Source organism: Elioraea sp. Yellowstone (genome assembly GCF_006704265.1).
Taxonomy (GTDB): domain Bacteria; phylum Pseudomonadota; class Alphaproteobacteria; order Acetobacterales; family Acetobacteraceae; genus Elioraea.
This window is the reverse complement of record NZ_VIKA01000083.1, coordinates 1-14,712: the sequence shown is the minus strand read 5'-3', so window position 1 is coordinate 14,712 and position 14,712 is coordinate 1. Positions and strand designations below refer to the sequence as shown.

General features: G+C 74.1%; 15 protein-coding genes and 1 pseudogene. 8 read left to right on the top strand and 8 right to left on the bottom strand.

Translation table 11 applies throughout. The features are described 5' to 3' along the window. A pseudogene (locus tag FK498_RS12215) lies at positions 1–1,164 on the bottom strand (DNA mismatch repair protein MutS); the annotation flags it as partial. A gap of 87 nt (positions 1,165–1,251) precedes the next feature. Here FK498_RS12215 and FK498_RS12210 point away from each other — a divergent pair. Beyond that, positions 1,252–1,641, top strand: coding sequence for a VOC family protein (locus FK498_RS12210; RefSeq protein WP_202614834.1), 390 nt, complete (start codon positions 1,252–1,254; stop codon positions 1,639–1,641). Positions 1,642–1,647: 6 nt separating this feature from the next. Here FK498_RS12210 and FK498_RS12205 read toward each other — a convergent pair whose 3' ends face one another. From FK498_RS12205 to modA, 5 genes are all read right to left on the bottom strand, one after another. Next, positions 1,648–2,034: a hypothetical protein gene (locus FK498_RS12205; RefSeq protein ID WP_141854936.1), complete on the bottom strand. Its 387-nt coding sequence runs from the start codon at positions 2,032–2,034 to the stop codon at positions 1,648–1,650. 62 nt (positions 2,035–2,096) lie between these two features. Then, a complete protein-coding gene (locus FK498_RS12200; protein WP_141854934.1) occupies positions 2,097–2,885 on the bottom strand; it encodes a TSUP family transporter in 789 nt (262 codons plus the stop codon). Then, the gene (gene modC, locus FK498_RS12195) at positions 2,882–3,973 is read right to left on the bottom strand and encodes a molybdenum ABC transporter ATP-binding protein (protein ID WP_141854932.1); all 1,092 of its coding nucleotides are present in this window, start codon (positions 3,971–3,973) and stop codon (positions 2,882–2,884) included. Before modC ends, FK498_RS12200 begins: the two co-directional genes overlap by 4 nt. Then, entirely contained in the window at positions 3,966–4,634 is a 669-nt protein-coding gene (gene modB, locus FK498_RS12190; RefSeq protein WP_141854930.1) for a molybdate ABC transporter permease subunit, read from the bottom strand. The genes modC and modB overlap by 8 nt, the downstream gene beginning before the upstream one ends. A 22-nt stretch (positions 4,635–4,656) precedes the next feature. Further along, a complete protein-coding gene (gene modA, locus FK498_RS12185; RefSeq protein ID WP_141854927.1) occupies positions 4,657–5,433 on the bottom strand; it encodes a molybdate ABC transporter substrate-binding protein in 777 nt (258 codons plus the stop codon). A 90-nt stretch (positions 5,434–5,523) separates the two neighbouring features. On the opposite strand from modA, the gene FK498_RS12180 reads away from it, so the two are divergent. The 7 genes from FK498_RS12180 (at position 5,524) to FK498_RS12150 (ending at position 12,844) form a co-directional block, all read left to right on the top strand. Continuing rightward, positions 5,524–5,892, top strand: a complete 369-nt coding sequence (locus tag FK498_RS12180; protein ID WP_141854925.1) for a winged helix-turn-helix domain-containing protein — start codon at positions 5,524–5,526, stop codon at positions 5,890–5,892. Between the two features lie 26 nt (positions 5,893–5,918). Continuing rightward, on the top strand, positions 5,919–8,207 hold the full coding sequence (locus FK498_RS12175; protein WP_141854923.1) for an NADP-dependent malic enzyme: 2,289 nt from the start codon (positions 5,919–5,921) through the stop codon (positions 8,205–8,207). Positions 8,208–8,225: 18 nt separating this feature from the next. Continuing rightward, positions 8,226–9,344: a S1C family serine protease gene (locus tag FK498_RS12170; protein ID WP_141854921.1), complete on the top strand. Its 1,119-nt coding sequence runs from the start codon at positions 8,226–8,228 to the stop codon at positions 9,342–9,344. Beyond that, the gene (locus tag FK498_RS12165; RefSeq protein WP_141854919.1) at positions 9,341–9,817 is read left to right on the top strand and encodes a phosphate-starvation-inducible PsiE family protein; all 477 of its coding nucleotides are present in this window, start codon (positions 9,341–9,343) and stop codon (positions 9,815–9,817) included. Before FK498_RS12170 ends, FK498_RS12165 begins: the two co-directional genes overlap by 4 nt. A 73-nt stretch (positions 9,818–9,890) precedes the next feature. Continuing rightward, positions 9,891–10,886, top strand: coding sequence for a tripartite tricarboxylate transporter substrate binding protein (locus tag FK498_RS12160; RefSeq protein WP_141854917.1), 996 nt, complete (start codon positions 9,891–9,893; stop codon positions 10,884–10,886). A gap of 9 nt (positions 10,887–10,895) precedes the next feature. Then, positions 10,896–11,345 (top strand): tripartite tricarboxylate transporter TctB family protein, encoded by a 450-nt coding sequence (locus FK498_RS12155; protein ID WP_141854915.1) that lies wholly within the window; start codon positions 10,896–10,898, stop codon positions 11,343–11,345. Continuing rightward, complete coding sequence (locus FK498_RS12150) at positions 11,342–12,844, top strand: tripartite tricarboxylate transporter permease (protein ID WP_141854913.1); 1,503 nt, start codon at positions 11,342–11,344, stop codon at positions 12,842–12,844. Before FK498_RS12155 ends, FK498_RS12150 begins: the two co-directional genes overlap by 4 nt. On the opposite strand, the gene FK498_RS12145 is transcribed toward FK498_RS12150, so the two are convergent. Both FK498_RS12145 and FK498_RS12140 read right to left on the bottom strand, forming a co-directional pair. Beyond that, positions 12,797–13,462: an RluA family pseudouridine synthase gene (locus FK498_RS12145; protein ID WP_141854911.1), complete on the bottom strand. Its 666-nt coding sequence runs from the start codon at positions 13,460–13,462 to the stop codon at positions 12,797–12,799. The genes FK498_RS12150 and FK498_RS12145 overlap by 48 nt on opposite strands. Continuing rightward, positions 13,459–14,712, bottom strand: a 1,254-nt coding sequence (locus FK498_RS12140) for a heavy metal translocating P-type ATPase (protein WP_141854909.1), incomplete at its 5' end; no start/stop codon positions are given. The genes FK498_RS12140 and FK498_RS12145, both read right to left, overlap by 4 nt.

The window sequence follows — 14,712 nt, the reverse complement described above, 5'->3', positions numbered from 1 at the left end:
CCGGCAGACCGACCAGGGCGCGGCGAAGGCGGCGGCCAGCGCCGCCTGCACCGCGCGCGCGGCCGCGAGCCCATCGCGGATCGCGGCGAGGTCCCTGGGCGTGCCCCGACCCAGCGCGATGCGCGCGAGCGCGCGCGCCATGTCGGGCGTCCCCCTGAGCCGCGCCCGCACCGTCTCGCAGAGATTCGGATCGGCGAGGAAGAACCCGACCGCATCGAGCCGGGCCGCGATCGTCGCCGCGACGGTGGAGGGTGCGGCGATGCGTGCGGCGAGCAGGCGGGCTCCGCCCGCCGTCACCGTGCGGTCGATCGCGCCGAGGAGCGTATCGGGGCCGGTCCGGTCGAGCTCGAGGCTGCGCCGGGTCGCCGCGTCGATCGCCATGGTCGCGGCCTCCGCCTCGCGCGCGAGCGGCTCGAGCCGCGGCAGCCGTCCCGCCTGGGTCGCGCGCACGTAGTCGAGCAGCGCGCCGGCGGCGGCGAGCTCGGGGTCGCTGAACGCACCGAAGGCGTCGAGGGTGGCGACACCGTAGGCCGCCTCGAGCACGCGCCGCCCCGCCTCCGCCCGGAACCGCGCCGCCGGCAGCGCGACGGCGCGGGCACGCCATTCGGCGAAGAGCGGATCGGCGAGCCGGTCCTCGGGCAGGAGGAGCTCGGCCGGATCGCGCGCGGCCAGCGCCGCCGCGAGCGCCGCGCCGGAGGCGGGGCGGACGCCGAAGACCCCCGTCGAGACGTCGAGCCAGGCGACCGCCGCGCCGGTGCTGGCGGCGATCCAGTTCGGCCGCGCGCCCTCGAGCAGCGTCTCCTCGGTGACGGTGCCGGGGGTCACCACCCGAACCACGGCGCGCGGCAGCGGACCGCGCAGGCCGCGCCTCTTCGCCTCGCCCGGGTCCATGGTCTGCTCGACGATCGCCACCCGGAAGCCGCGCCGGATCAGCCGCGCGAGATAGGCCTCATGGCTCACCACCGGCACGCCGCACATCGGGATCGGCCGGCCGTCATGCTCGCCGCGCGTGGTCAGCGCGATGTCGAGCGCCTGAGCGCCCTTCTCCGCGTCCTCGAAGAACAGCTCGTAGAAGTCGCCCATGCGGAAGAACAGCAGCGCGTCCGGGTGGTCGGCCTTGGCGGCGAACCACTGCGCGAGCATCGGCGAGGGCGGGGCGGGCATGGGCGGCGGACGTTAGCCGCGCCGCCCCGATCGCCCAAGGCCCGCCTGCAGCGCTATGCTTCGGGCCGGCCAGCGGGGAGGAGCGCGATGCGGCTCTCGGGGATGAACCATGTGACGATCAACTGCGCGCCGGCCGATCTGCCGGCGCTGCGCGACTTCTACATGACGGCGCTCGGGCTGACGGAAGGCCCTCGCCCGGCGTTCACCTTCCCTGGCCACTGGCTCTACCTCGACGGGCGGCCGGTGGTGCACCTCGCCGGCCGGGATGCGATCGCGCCCGGCACGCGCGCGCCAGCGAGGGGCGGGGCCGGGTTCGACCACGTCGCCTTCACGGCCGAGGGGGTGGAGGCGGCGCGCGCCCGCCTCGGCGCCGCAGGCATCGCCTACGAGGAGGCGCCGGTGCCGGGCTTCCCGCTGCACCAGATCTTCCTCGCCGACCCGCTCGGCCAGCGGATCGAGCTGACCTTCGCGGTCTGAGGGGCCTCAGGTGACGCGCGGGCCGGCCGCAGGGGCTGCGCCGTCGGCGTGGGTTACGGTCACCACCAGCGCCACCCCGCCCGGGATCGCCTTCACCGACTTGGCGCCGCTGCGCGGCAGGCGGATGCCGCGTTCCATGCAGGCGCGGATCAGGGCGGCGGCCACCTCGACCGCCTCCATGATGACGCTGCCGCGCTCCGCCCCCTCGGGGGAGGCGATCTCGAGGGCGAGCTGCAGCGGATCGGCACGCGCCACGCTGGCCGCCACCACCGTGCCCGCGAGCGGCGCGACACCCGGGCCCTGCCGCGCGTTCGCCTCCAGCAGCCGCGCCTGGAGCGCGGCGCGCAGGGCGCCTGCATCGAAGCGAATCTCGCGATACTCCGAGATGGGCATGGCGGTTCTCCCTGCTGCAGATGGCTCATCCTGCGGCCGCAGTTGTTGTCCGGGCGTGAAGATCAGCGCCGGGCCGAAACCACGGCCGCCGCCAGCAACACCAGCCCGAGCGCGATCTTGAGGGCGTCCGCCGGCGCGGCCGCCGCCAGGACGGCGCCAAGTGCCGCGCCCGCCACGCTGCCGACTCCCATCGGCAGGCCGATGCCGGTGGCATGCGCCCGCAGCGGCAGCCGGCCAAGCCGGGCGTAGCGGATCAGCGCGGCCGCGACGATCACGATCGAGATCGCGAGGCTCGCGCTGCCGGCCGGCTTCACCTCCAGCCTGTGGATGAACACCAGGGTCGGGATCAGCAGTTCCCCGCCGGCGACGCCGAGCAGGGTCGCGACCAGCCCGATCGCGGCACCGAGGACGATCCCCGCCGCCACGCGCGGCACGGCCCGGTCGGGCAGGATGTCGAGGCGGAACGCCGCCCCGGCGAGCCCCTCGGCGATCAGCAGCAGGCCGATCCCGACCAGCAGCACGAGGATCGCCTGGTGCAGCCGGTGGTCCGAGAGGCGGGCGACCAGCCCGGCGCCGGCGAGCGCGGCGACCAGCCCGCCCGCCGTCAGCGCGGCGATGTCGGCGAGGTGCGGCGCGAGCGGCACGAGGCTCAGGCTGCCGGCGCGGAAGGCGAGGGCGGCGACCAGCGTGACGAGGCTGATCACCGAGTTGAGCGGCACCACCTGGCCCGGGGAGAGGCCGAAGCGCCGCAGCAGCACGGGAATGCGGAACTCGCCGCCGCCGAGCCCGACCAGCCCGCCGAGCAGCCCGACCGGGAGGCCCCAGGCGGCCGCCTCGCCGGCGCCTCTCATGCGCCGGGCCGGGTGACGGCGACCGACTTCACCAGCGCGACCACCGGGCGGCCCGGGGCAAGACCCAGACGCGAGACGGCGTCCTCGGTCACCTGGGCACGGAGCCGCGCCGCGCCGACGGCGACCAGAAGGTCGGCGAGACCTCCCGCGCGCGGCTCGACGGCGGCGACCGTGCCGGCCAGCGCGTTGTGCACCGACAGCCCCTCGGGTGCGCGGTCGGCGAGGATCACGTCGCGCGCAGGGATGCGCACGCGCAGCCGCGCGCCGGGGGCGGCGTCGATCACCGGCGCGACCAGCCGCCCGGCCGCCGTGTCCAGCACCGAGAGGCGGCGCGCAGCCAGGGTCTCGACCAGGGTCGCATCCAGCACGCTGCCCGCTTCGGCGGCGGCGGCGATGATCGGCAGGTCGGCGCGCGCCGAGATCGCGCCGACATCGCCCTCGGCGATGATCCGCCCGTCCTCCAGCACCAGCACGCGGTCGGCGAGCCGCGCCACCTCCTCGAAATCATGCGTCACCAGCACGATCGGGCAGGCGAGGCGCGCCCGCAGCGCCTCGATCTCGGCGTAGAGGGCGACGCGCACCGCGCGGTCGAGCGCGCTGAACGGCTCGTCGAGCAGCAGCACCTCGGGCTCGCGCGCGAGCGCGCGCGCGACCGCGACGCGCTGGCGCTGCCCCCCCGAGAGCTCGGCCGGGCGCCGCGATGCGAAGTCCTGGAGATGGACGAGCGCCAAGAGCGCGCGCGCGCGGGCCGCCCGTTGCGCGCGCGGCAGATGGCCGAGTGCGGCGGCGACATTCGCCTCGGCGGTCATGTGCGGGAACAGCGCGTAGTCCTGGAACACCAGCCCGATACGGCGGCGATGCGACGGCAGCCACAGATCGGCGTCGCTGTCGAACCAGGTCTCGCCGCCGCAGCGGATGCGGCCGGTGCGCGGCCGATACAGTCCGGCGAGGCAGCGCAGTACGGTGGTCTTGCCCGCCCCCGAGGCGCCGAACAGCGCGGTCACCTCGCCGGGGTGGAGCGCGAAGCCGAGATCGAGCGGGATCGGCGCCTCCTGCCGGAGCTCGGCCGCGAGCACGGGTTCAGCCACGGCGCCGTCCGATCCGCCGCGAGAGCGTGTTCGTGATGCCGAGGGCGGCGATCGAGAGCGCGAGCAGCGTGGCCGCCATGATGCCGGCCGAGCGGTCGTCGAAGGCCTGCACCCGGTCGTAGATCGCGATCGCGATCGTCCTGGTCTCGCCGGGGATCGACCCGCCCACCATCAGCACCACGCCGAACTCGCCGAGCGTGTGGGCGAAGGTGAGCACGAGCCCGGTCACCATGCCCGGCCAGGCGAGCGGCAGCTCGATGCGCAGGAACACCTGCCAGGGCGTGAGCCCCGAGACCGCGCCCGCCTCGCGAACCGAGGGCTCGATCGCCTCGAAGGCGCGCTGGACGGGCTGGAAGGCGAAGGGGATGTTCACCAGGATCGAGGCGATCAGCAGGCCCTCGAAGGAGAACGCGAGAAGCTGGCCGGTGAGCGCTTCGACCGCCTGGCCGAGTGGGGAGTGCCGGCCGAACGCGACCAGCAGGTAGAAGCCGACCACGGTCGGCGGCAGCAGCAGCGGCAGCGCGACCAGGGCCTCGACGAAGCCCTTGCCGCGGAAGTCGCGATAGGCGAGCGCGCGGCCTGCCCAGAGCGCGATCGGCGCGAGGCCGAGCACGGTGCCGATGCCGAGCTCGATCGAGAGGAGGAACGCTTCCCAGTCCATGCGGGCCGGCGGTGCCTCGGTGTCACTCGCCGGGCAGCACGAAGCCGTGGCGGACCATGATCTCGCGCGCCGGCTTCTCCTGCATGTAGGCGTAGAAGCGCTCCGCCACCGGTGTGGCGTTGCGCAGCAGCACCATGCGCTGGCGCAACGGCTCGTGCCACTCCTCGGGGATGAGTGCGAAGCGGCCGCGATCCTTCATCGCCGGCGCGAGCACCAGCGAATAGGCGACGATTCCGCCCTGGCTGCTGCCGGTCAGCGCGAACTGCGCCGCCTGCGAGACGTTCTCGCCGAGCACGAGCGCGCGCTGGATTCCGTCCCAGAGTCCGCGGTTCCGAAGGGCCTGCATCGCGGCGCGCCCGTAGGGCGCGTGCTCGGGATGGGCGATCGCGAAGCGGTGCAGGCGGTTGCCCTCGATCGCCGCGCGCAGATCGGCAAGCGTTCCATCCGGCACGAGGTCGGAATGGGTCGGGATGAAGATGACGATGCGGCCGATCGCATAGAGCACGCCGCGGTCGCGCGTCAGACCGCGATCGGCAAGTCGGAAGACGAATGCCTCGTCGGCCGAGAGGAACACCTGGAACGGCGCCCCCTGCTCGATCTGGCGGGCGAAATTGCCCGAGCTTCCCACCGACAGGCGGACCGTGCCGTGGCCGTCGGCGCGGAAGCGCTCGGCCACCTCGGCGAGAGCGAAGTGCAGGTCGGCGGCGGCAGCGATGGCTGGCGCCTCCCGTGCCAGCGGCAGGGACGGCAGGGCGGCGAAGAGCGCGGCGAGGGCGGCGCGGCGGACCGGGTTCGGCATCGCTTCGGCTCCCCGGGGAATATGGATGGTAGAAAATATTTCTGGCGGGACCGGTTTGGCAAGCCGGCCCGTTTCGTGGTCGGATAGGGCATGGCCCGCGCTGCTCCCCTGCGCCTGTTCCTGCGCCTCGAGCTCGGCGAGGATGTCGCGATCGGTCCCGGCAAGGCCGACCTGCTCGCCGGCATCGCCGAGACCGGCTCGATCGCCGCCGCCGCCCGGCGCATGGGCATGAGCTACAAGCGGGCCTGGCTGCTGGTCGAGACCATGAACGGATGCTTCCGCGCGCCGGTCGTGCTCGCCGCGCGCGGCGGCCGCGGGGCCGGCGGGGCGCGGCTGACGGCGGAGGGCGAGGCGGTGCTGGCGGCGTACCGGTCGCTCCAGCGCGCCGCCGAGGCCGCCGCCGCCCCCCATGCGCGCGCGATCGCCCGTCTGGCGCGTCCGGCCAAGGGGCGTCCATAATCCCGCTCCCGAGGCGGGAGGAAATGATGGAAGGGGTAGTCGACGGCACACGATCCACCAAGGTGACGGCCGAGGAGGCGCTGCAGCTGCACGCGATGGGCCGGCCGGGCAAGCTGGAGATCCGGCTCACCAAGCCGCTCACCACGGCGCGCGACCTCTCGCTCGCCTACTCGCCCGGGGTGGCCGTCCCCTGCCAGCACATCGCGAAGAATCCCGCCCTGGCCTACGACTACACCGCCAAGGGCAACATGGTGGCGGTGATCTCCAACGGCACCGCCGTGCTGGGCCTGGGCAACCTGGGCGCGCTCGCCTCCAAGCCGGTGATGGAAGGCAAGGCCGTGCTGTTCAAGCGCTTCGCCGACGTCGATTCGATCGATCTCTGCATCGACACCGAGGACGTGGACGCCTTCGTCAACGCGGTGCGCCATCTCGGCCCCAGCTTCGGCGGCATCAATCTGGAGGACATCAAGGCCCCGGAGTGCTTCATCATCGAGAGCCGCCTGCGCGAGCTGATGGACATCCCGGTGTTCCACGACGACCAGCACGGCACCGCGATCGTCGCCGCCGCCGGGCTGATCAACGCGGCCCACCTGACCGGGCGCGACCTGCGCGACATGACGCTCGTCATCAACGGCGCGGGCGCGGCCGGAATCGCCTGCGCCGAGCTCCTCAAGGCGATGGGCATGCGGCCCGACAAGGTGCTGCTCTGCGACACCAAGGGCGTGATCTTCAAGGGTCGTACCGAGGGGATGAACCAGTGGAAGTCCGCCCACGCGGCCGAGACCAAGGCGCGCACGCTCGCCCAGGCGCTGGAGGGCGCGGATGTGTTCTTCGGCCTCTCCCAGGCCGGCGCGGTCACCAAGGCGATGGTGCGCTCCATGGCGGACAAGCCGATCATCTTCGCCATGGCCAATCCCGATCCCGAGATCACGCCCGAGGAGGCGCGCGAGGCGCGCGCGGACGCGATCGTCGCCACCGGCCGGTCGGACTATCCGAACCAGGTCAACAACGTGCTCGGCTTCCCCTACATCTTCCGCGGCGCCCTCGACGTGCGCGCCTCAACGATCAACGAGCCGATGAAGATCGCGGCCGCCGAGGCGCTCGCCGCGCTCGCCCGCGAGGACGTGCCCGACGAGCTCGACGCCGCGGCCGCCACGCGCGGCAAGCGGCTGAAATACGGCCCCGACTACATCCTGCCGCTGCCCTTCGACCCGCGCCTGATCAGCCGCGTGCCGCCGGCGGTCGCCAAGGCGGCGATGGACAGCGGCGTGGCGCGCCGGCCGATCGCCGATCTGCGCCGCTATGCGCGCGACCTCTCCGCCAAGCTCGACCCGACGGGGGCCGCGCTCGACGCGATCCTCGAGGCGGTGCGCGCCAATCCGCGCCGCGTCGTGTTCGCCGAGGGCGAGGAGGAGAAGACCATCCGCGCGGCGATCGCCTTCCGCAACGCGGGCTACGGCACGCCGGTGCTGATCGGCCGCGAGGAGCGCGTGTTCGACACCCTGCGCACGCTCGGCATCGACGGCTCGGACGGGATCGAGGTGCACAATGCGCGCCTCTCCGGCGCCAACCGCAGATATGCGGACTACCTCTACGGCCGGCTGCAGCGCCGCGGCTTCCTGTTCCGCGACTGCCAGCGCCTCGTGAACCAGGACCGCAACGCCTTCGCCGCCTGCATGGTCGCCTGCGGCGACGCGGATGCGATGGTGACGGGGCTGTCGCGCTCCTACGCCGTGAGCCTCGAGGGCATCCGCCTCGCCATCGACCCGGCCCCGGGGCATCTGCTGTTCGGCATCTCGCTCCTGCTGACCAGCCAGGGCACGGTGCTGGTAGCCGACACCGCGATCCACGAGCGCCCCGATGCCGCACAGCTCGCCGCGATCGCCAAGGCCTCCGCGGCCGCCGCCCGGCGCATGGGGCGGGAGCCGCGCGTGGCCTTCCTCTCCTTCTCCACCTTCGGCGACCCCAAGGGCCAGATCCCGGAGAGCATCCGCGAGGCGGTCGCCCTCCTGGACGAGACCGGCCAGGACTTCGAGTACGACGGCGAAATGGCGGCCGATGTCGCGCTCGACCCGACGCTGCAGGCGCTCTATCCGTTCTGCCGCCTGAACGGCCCGGCCAACGTGCTGGTGATGCCGGGGCTGCACGCGGCGCACATCCTGACCAAGGCGCTGCCGCGGCTCTCCTCGGCGACGGTGATCGGGCCGATCCTCCAGGGCCTGTCGCGCCCGGCGCAGATCGTGCCGCTCGATGCGCCGACCAGCACGGTGGTGCTGATGGCCGGGCTTGCGGGCTACCAGAGCATCGTCCGCTAGCCTGCCCCGAGGTCCGCGATGACCCGTCCGCTGACCCGTCTCGCCGTCGCCGCGCTCGTGGGCGCCGTGGTGGTCGCGGCCTGGTCGTGGATGCCGCTCCTGCACGAGGGGCTGTTCGCCGCGCGCGGCACGCCCCGCGCCGTCACGCCGCGCGGGGCGCTCGCCCCCGACGAGCAGGCCACGGTGAGCCTGTTCGAGCAGGCGCGCGGATCGGTGGTCTCGATCGCCACCACCGCCCGCGTGCTCGACCCGTTCACGCGCAACGCGCTGGCGGTGCCGCGCGGGGCGGGGTCCGGTTTCGTCTGGGACGAGCGTGGCCACATCGTGACCAACCACCACGTCGTCGCCGGCGCGGCCGAGGCCTTCGTGCGGCTGGCGGACGGGCGGGCCTATCGCGCCGCCCTGGTCGGGACCAGCCCGGCGCACGACCTCGCCGTGCTGCGCATCGGCGTCGGCGCCTTCCGGCCCGCGCCCCTGCCGATCGGCACCAGCGCCGATCTGCGCGTCGGCCAGAAGGTCTTCGCGATCGGCAACCCCTTCGGCCTCGACTGGACCCTCACCACCGGCATCGTCTCCGCCCTGGGCCGCGACCTCGCCACCGAGGCGGGCGCGCCGATCCGCGACCTGATCCAGACCGATGCGGCCATCAATCCGGGCAACTCGGGCGGTCCGCTGCTCGACTCTGCCGGCCGGCTGATCGGCGTCAACACGGCGATCGTCAGCCCCTCCGGCGCCTCGGCCGGGATCGGCTTCGCCGTGCCCGTGGACACGGTGAACCGCGTGGTGCCGCGCCTGATCGCCACCGGCCGCTACGTGCGCGCCGCCCTCGGCGTGCGCGTGAGCGACGAGCTGAACGCGCGTCTCGCCGAACGCTTCGGCGTCACCGGGGTCTATGTGCTCGGCGTCGAGCCCGGCTCGGCCGCGGCGCGCGCGGGCATCGCCCCCGCCGCCCAGACGCCCGAGGGCGCGCTGCAGCGCGGCGACGTGCTGGTGGAGCTGGCGGGGCGGCGGCTCGCGCAGGTCGCCGATCTTCTGGCCGCGCTCGACGCCCTGCAGCCGGGCGAGAACGTGTCCCTGGTGATCGACCGCGACGGGCAACGGCTCGAGCGGAGCGTCACCCTGGATGCCGCGTCGTGAAGACCGACTGGCCGGCCTGGCGCGCGAAGTGGAACGCGCTGTCGTTCTACGAGAAGTTCGAACAGGTGGTCGTGCTGGTGCTGACCGGCGTGATCGCGGTCGTCATCGTCTCGGCGCTGTGGCACCTGATCCTGCGCGTCGCACTCGGCCTCGTGCTCGTGGACGTGTTCGATCCGACCGATCCGATCATCTTCCAGACCGTGTTCGGCGCGATCTTCACCGTGATCATCGCGCTCGAGTTCAAGCGCTCGCTGCTGGTGGTCGCGGAACGCCGCTTCGGCGTCGTGCAGGTGCGCGTGGTCGTGCTGATCGCCATGCTGGCGATCGTGCGCAAGCTGATCATCCTCGATCTCGCCAAGACCGAAGCCGCGACCGTTCTGGCGCTCGCCGCGGCCATCCTGGCGCTCGGCGTCGTCTACTGGCTGGTGCGCGACCAGGACCGCCGCGACCAGCCGGCACACAGGCCGGATTGACGGCCGGGCCGGAGTGGCGAACATCCGCGCCCGGCCACGCCAGAGGGGCGCGGAACCGACAGAGGAGACGACCATGCTGACCCGCCGCACGCTCGGCGCGCTCGCCGCCGCCGCGCTCGCCCGCCCCGTCGCCGCCCAGGCCTGGCCGCCGCGTGATCTCACCGGCATCATCATGTGGGGCGCGGGCGGCGCGACCGATGTGGTGGCGCGCGCGCTCACCCCGCATGTCGAGGCCGCGCTGGGTGCGAAGATCGTACTGCAGAATCGGCCCGGCGGCGTCGGCGCGATCTCGGTCCAGGCCGTGCATGCCGCACCCGCCGACGGACTGACGCTGCTCTACGGCGCGGAGAACCCGCAGCTGCACAAGGTGCTCGGCCTCGCCCAGATCGACTACGCCGACTTCTTCCCGGTCAACGTGATCGCACGCGGGGTCGGCGTGATCGTCGCCAACAGGGACAAGCCGTGGACCGGCCTGAAGGCGCTGGTGGACGAGATCAGCGCCAATCCCGGCCGCGTGCGTATGGGCGCGACCGGACCGGGCGGGCTGCCGCACGTGATCGGCGCGATGCTGAACGCGGTGACGCCCGTGCGCGTGATCGCCGTGCCCTTCGACGGCGAGGGGCCGGGTCTCACCGCGCTGCAGGGCGGGCATGTCGACTTCATGCCGGTGGGCGTGGCCGCCGCGGCCGAGCACATCCGGGCCGGCCGCGTGAAGCCGCTCGCGGTGGTGAACCCCGAGCCCGTGCCCTCGCTGCCCGGGGTGCCGCCCGTCACCGCCGACTTCCCCGGCTTCGCCCGCTACCTGCCCTGGGGCCCGTTCTACGGCGTGTGGGTGAAGCGGGAGACGCCCGCGCCGGTGCGCGCGCGCCTGGTCGAGGCGTTCCGCGCGGGTGCCGCGAACCCGGCCTTCACCGAGCTGATGGCGCGCAACGGCAACGTCATGATGAACATCGCGGGCGAGGAGGCCGACGCGTTCCTGAAGCGTTGGCAGTCGGTCACGTCCTGGCTGCTGCAGGAGGCCGGCGCAGCCAAGCGGTCGCCCGAGGAGTTCGGCATCCCGCGCCCGTGACCCCGCCGCGTGGCTGAGCCCGCAGCGCGCCCGGGCGCGCGCCTCCTGTCCCTCCCGCTGTTCGCCGCCGCCCTCGTCGTCGTGCTGGAGGGATTGCGGCTCGGCGGGCTCGACTCGCCCTCCTCCCCGGGCGCCTTCCCGCTGCTCGCCGGGCTGACCATGGCGGGGGCGGCCGTCGCGATCGGACTCGGCCGGCACGCCGGGCCCGCCGACGGGCTGAAGCCGCTGCCCGGCCGTGTCGCCGCGACGATGGCGCTGCTGGTCGGCTTCGTCGCGGCGATGCCGCTGATCGGCTTCCATCCCGCCGCCTTCCTGTTCCTCGCCGCGGCGATCTCGCTCTCGCGCCGGCGCCTGTCGCTCGGCGCCGTGCTGATCGCCGCCGCCTCGGTCGCCGCCGTGCACCTCGTCTTCCGCCTCGCCTTCACCGTGCTGCTGCCCGAGGGCACGCTCTGGCGATGACCGCCGGGCACCTGCTGACCTCCTGGCTCGACCCGTCGCTGTTCGCCGCGACCGCGCTCGGCACGCTCGCCGGCATCTGGATCGGCGCGATCCCCGGCCTCTCAGTCACCATGGCGGTGTCGATCCTGGTCTCCTTCACCTTCGCCTGGCCGCTCGAGCCCGCGCTCGCGCTGATGGCGGGCGTGTTCACGGGCGGCGTCTATGGCGGGTCGCGCAGCGCGATCCTGCTCAACATCCCCGGAGCGCCGGCCGCGATCGCCACCGCGCTCGACGGCTACCCGATGGCGCGCCGCGGCGAGGCAGGCGCGGCGATCGGGCTGACCACCCTCGCCTCGTTCCTCGGCGGGATGATCGGCGTCGCCGCGCTCGCGCTCGGCGCGCCGGCGATCGCCGAGGTCGCGATCCTGTTCGCGCCGCGCGACTACCTGCTGCTCGCCGTGCTCGGGCTGCTGCTGGTCGGCAGCCTGTCGGGCGAGTCGCTCGCCAAGGGCCTGTTCGCCGCCGGGCTCGGCGTCACGCTCGGCGTGGTCGGGCTCGATCCGATGACCGCCGAGCCGCGCTTCACCTACGGCTCCGTCGCGCTGCTCGGCGGCATCCCCTACATCGCCGCGATGATCGGCTTCTTCGGCGTGGCCGAGGCGCTGGCACAGCTCCGCCTCGCCGACGCCGAGACGGTGCGCCAGCGCATCGGCCGCATCGTGCCGCCGCGCGCGGCGCTGCGGCGCCACCTGCCGCTCGCGCTGCGCGCATCCGGCATCGGCGTGGCGATCGGCGCGCTGCCGGGCACGGGCGGCGACATCGCCGCGCTGATGGCCTACGACCACGCGCGCCGCAGCACCCGCACGCCCACCCACCCCTTCGGCACAGGCGCCGAGGAGGGCGTGGTCGCGCCGGAAGCAGCCAACAACGCCGCGGTCGGCGGTGCCTATATCCCCATGCTCACCCTTGGCATCCCGGGCGATGCCGTCACCGCCGTGCTGATCGGCGCGCTCTACGTGCACGGGCTGAAGCCAGGGCCGATGCTGATGATCGAGACGCCGCACCTGTTCTGGTTCACGGTCGGCAACCTGACGCTCGCCAACGTCGCCCTGCTGGCCTTCGGCCTCGCCGGCGCGCGCGCCTTCGCGCGCATCGCCGAGGTGCCGCGCGCGGTGCTGGTGCCGCTGATCCTGGTGCTGTCCGTGGTCGGCACCTTCGCGATCCGCAACAGCCTCGCCGATGTCTGGTGGATGCTCGGCTTCGGCATCACCGGCTACGCGCTCAGGCTCTACGGGTTCCAGCCGGGACCGATCATCCTCGGCATGATCCTCGGCCCGCTGATGGACGCCTCGTGGCGGCGGGCGGTGATCGCGGCTGGGGACGACGTGCTCGGCGCCGCCGTCGAGGCGACGGAGAGCGCGATTTCCCTCGTGCTCATCGCCGCGATCGTATTGATCGCGCTCAGATCGTTCTCATGGGGGAAGGGCCGCAAGGCCCTTCCCCCAACCCCCCATCCCTAGAACCTCGAGCCGTCGCGGCACCGGCGCCTCGGCCGCCACGCCCAGCGACGGGATCGCCACCGACCGCGCCAGCAGCGCGAGCCCACCCGGCTCGGCCCCGCCGTACACGACATCGCCGAGGATCGGCCAGCCCATCGCCGCGCAGTGCACGCGCAGCTGATGCGTCCGCCCCGTGCGCGGACGCAGCTCGAGCCAGACATGGCCCTCGCGCCGACCCAGCACGCGCCACAGCGTCACCGCCGCCTGCCCGGCCGGATCGACCACCATCCGCCAGCCGGCGGCGCGGCTGCTGCGCTTCGCGAGCGGCAGCGCGATCTCGCCCGCCTCGGCCTCCGGCCCGCCGCGCACCACTGCCCAGTAGACCTTCTCCACCGCGCCCTCGGCGAAGGCCCGCCCGAGCGCGGCGAGTGCCGGCCTGGTCCGCCCGAGCACTAGGCACCCGGCCGTGTCGGCATCCAGCCGATGCGCCGGCTGCGGCAGGCGCCGCTTGCCGAAGCGCAACGCCTCGAGCCAGTCCTCCACGCTCGGCCCCGCGCGCGGGCCGCGATGCACCGGCAGCCCGGCCGGCTTGTCGATCACCAGCACCGCCTCGTCGCGATAGAGCACCGAAGGCGTCACCGCGCCTCGCCGGCAAGCTCGGCCAGCGCCTCCTCCTCGGCCGCGAGATGCAGCGTCAGCAGCGCCTCCAGCGCGAACAGCGTGCGCCGCAGCTCCGCCGCCACGCCGTCCCAGCCCTCCGCGCGCCCGGCGAGCCTGAGCAGCGTCGCCAGCCGCCGGCACAGCGCCTCGATCTCGGCATGCATGCGGATCAGCGGTCCCATCGGATCGCGCCCTCCCAGCCGGCGCGCCGCTTCCGGATACAATGCCGCCTCCTCTTCCGCCTGGTGCGGCAGCAGTTCCGCGCGCAGCTCCGCCTCCAGCGCCGCGAGCCGATCGAGCGACCGGGGCCCGTCGCCCACCGCCTCGGCTCCCTCGCGGATGCGCTCGGCGAGGCGGCGCAGGCCGGCATGCTCGGCCACGCGCTCGGCGAGGCCTGCCCCGTCGGGCAGCGGCTCGGGGGCGGCATCCTCGCGCCCGGGCCGGAGCGCGGTGAGCGCGAACAGGATCGTGGCGACGTCGATCCCCTCCTGGACCAGCGCGCCGGCGAGCGGCGGCAGGAACCCCGCCGCGGCCGCCACCATCGCGATGCCCGACAGCGCCATCCCCAGCGCCATCGCCTGCAGCGCGATCGCGCGCGACCGCCGCGCGATCGCCACCGCCTCGGCGACGCGATCCACCCGATCGACGAGCAGCACCGCATCCGCCGCCTGAGCCGCCGCCGCCGTGCCGTGCGCGCCCATCGCGATGCCGACATCGGCCGCGGCAAGGGCCGGTGCGTCGTTCACGCCGTCGCCCACCATGGTAACGGTGCCGTGGGCGCGCTCCTCGCGCACCGCGGCGATCTTGCCCTCGGGCGAGACCCCGGCATGCACGCCGTCCAGCCGCAGTACCGCCGCGACGGGCGCTGCCGCCTCGGCGCGGTCGCCCGTCACCAGGACGATCCGCCGCACGCCGAGCGCGCGCAGCCGACGCACGGTGCGGCGCACCTCGGGGCGCAGCCCGTCGGCCATCACGAACGCCGCCACGATGCGCCCGTCCGCGGCGAGCCACGCGACGCTGCCGGCCACCGCGAGCGAGGCCGCGATCGAGAGCGCCTCTGGCGGCACGAGCCCGCGGCTGCGCAGGAACCCCTCCGAGCCGAGCAGCACGGCCTGCCCCTCGACGCGGCCGGCCACGCCACCGCCCGCACTCTCCGCCACCGCCTCGGGCACGGGCACGGCGAGGCCGCGCTCGCGTGCCGCTGCCACCAGCGCCGCCGAGGCCGGATG

Excerpts from the sequence above, each read along its gene's own strand:
- FK498_RS12210 (WP_202614834.1), top strand. The coding sequence starts at position 1,252 with ATGCGGCTCTCGGGGATGAACCATGTGACGATCAACTGCGCGCCGGCC.
- FK498_RS12205 (WP_141854936.1), bottom strand. The coding sequence starts at position 2,034 with ATGCCCATCTCGGAGTATCGCGAGATTCGCTTCGATGCAGGCGCCCTG.
- FK498_RS12200 (WP_141854934.1), bottom strand. The coding sequence starts at position 2,885 with ATGAGAGGCGCCGGCGAGGCGGCCGCCTGGGGCCTCCCGGTCGGGCTG.
- modB (WP_141854930.1), bottom strand. The coding sequence starts at position 4,634 with ATGGACTGGGAAGCGTTCCTCCTCTCGATCGAGCTCGGCATCGGCACC.
- modA (WP_141854927.1), bottom strand. The coding sequence starts at position 5,433 with ATGCCGAACCCGGTCCGCCGCGCCGCCCTCGCCGCGCTCTTCGCCGCC.
- FK498_RS12180 (WP_141854925.1), top strand. The coding sequence starts at position 5,524 with ATGGCCCGCGCTGCTCCCCTGCGCCTGTTCCTGCGCCTCGAGCTCGGC.
- FK498_RS12175 (WP_141854923.1), top strand. The coding sequence starts at position 5,919 with ATGGAAGGGGTAGTCGACGGCACACGATCCACCAAGGTGACGGCCGAG.
- FK498_RS12170 (WP_141854921.1), top strand. The coding sequence starts at position 8,226 with ATGACCCGTCCGCTGACCCGTCTCGCCGTCGCCGCGCTCGTGGGCGCC.
- FK498_RS12160 (WP_141854917.1), top strand. The coding sequence starts at position 9,891 with ATGCTGACCCGCCGCACGCTCGGCGCGCTCGCCGCCGCCGCGCTCGCC.
- FK498_RS12150 (WP_141854913.1), top strand. The coding sequence starts at position 11,342 with ATGACCGCCGGGCACCTGCTGACCTCCTGGCTCGACCCGTCGCTGTTC.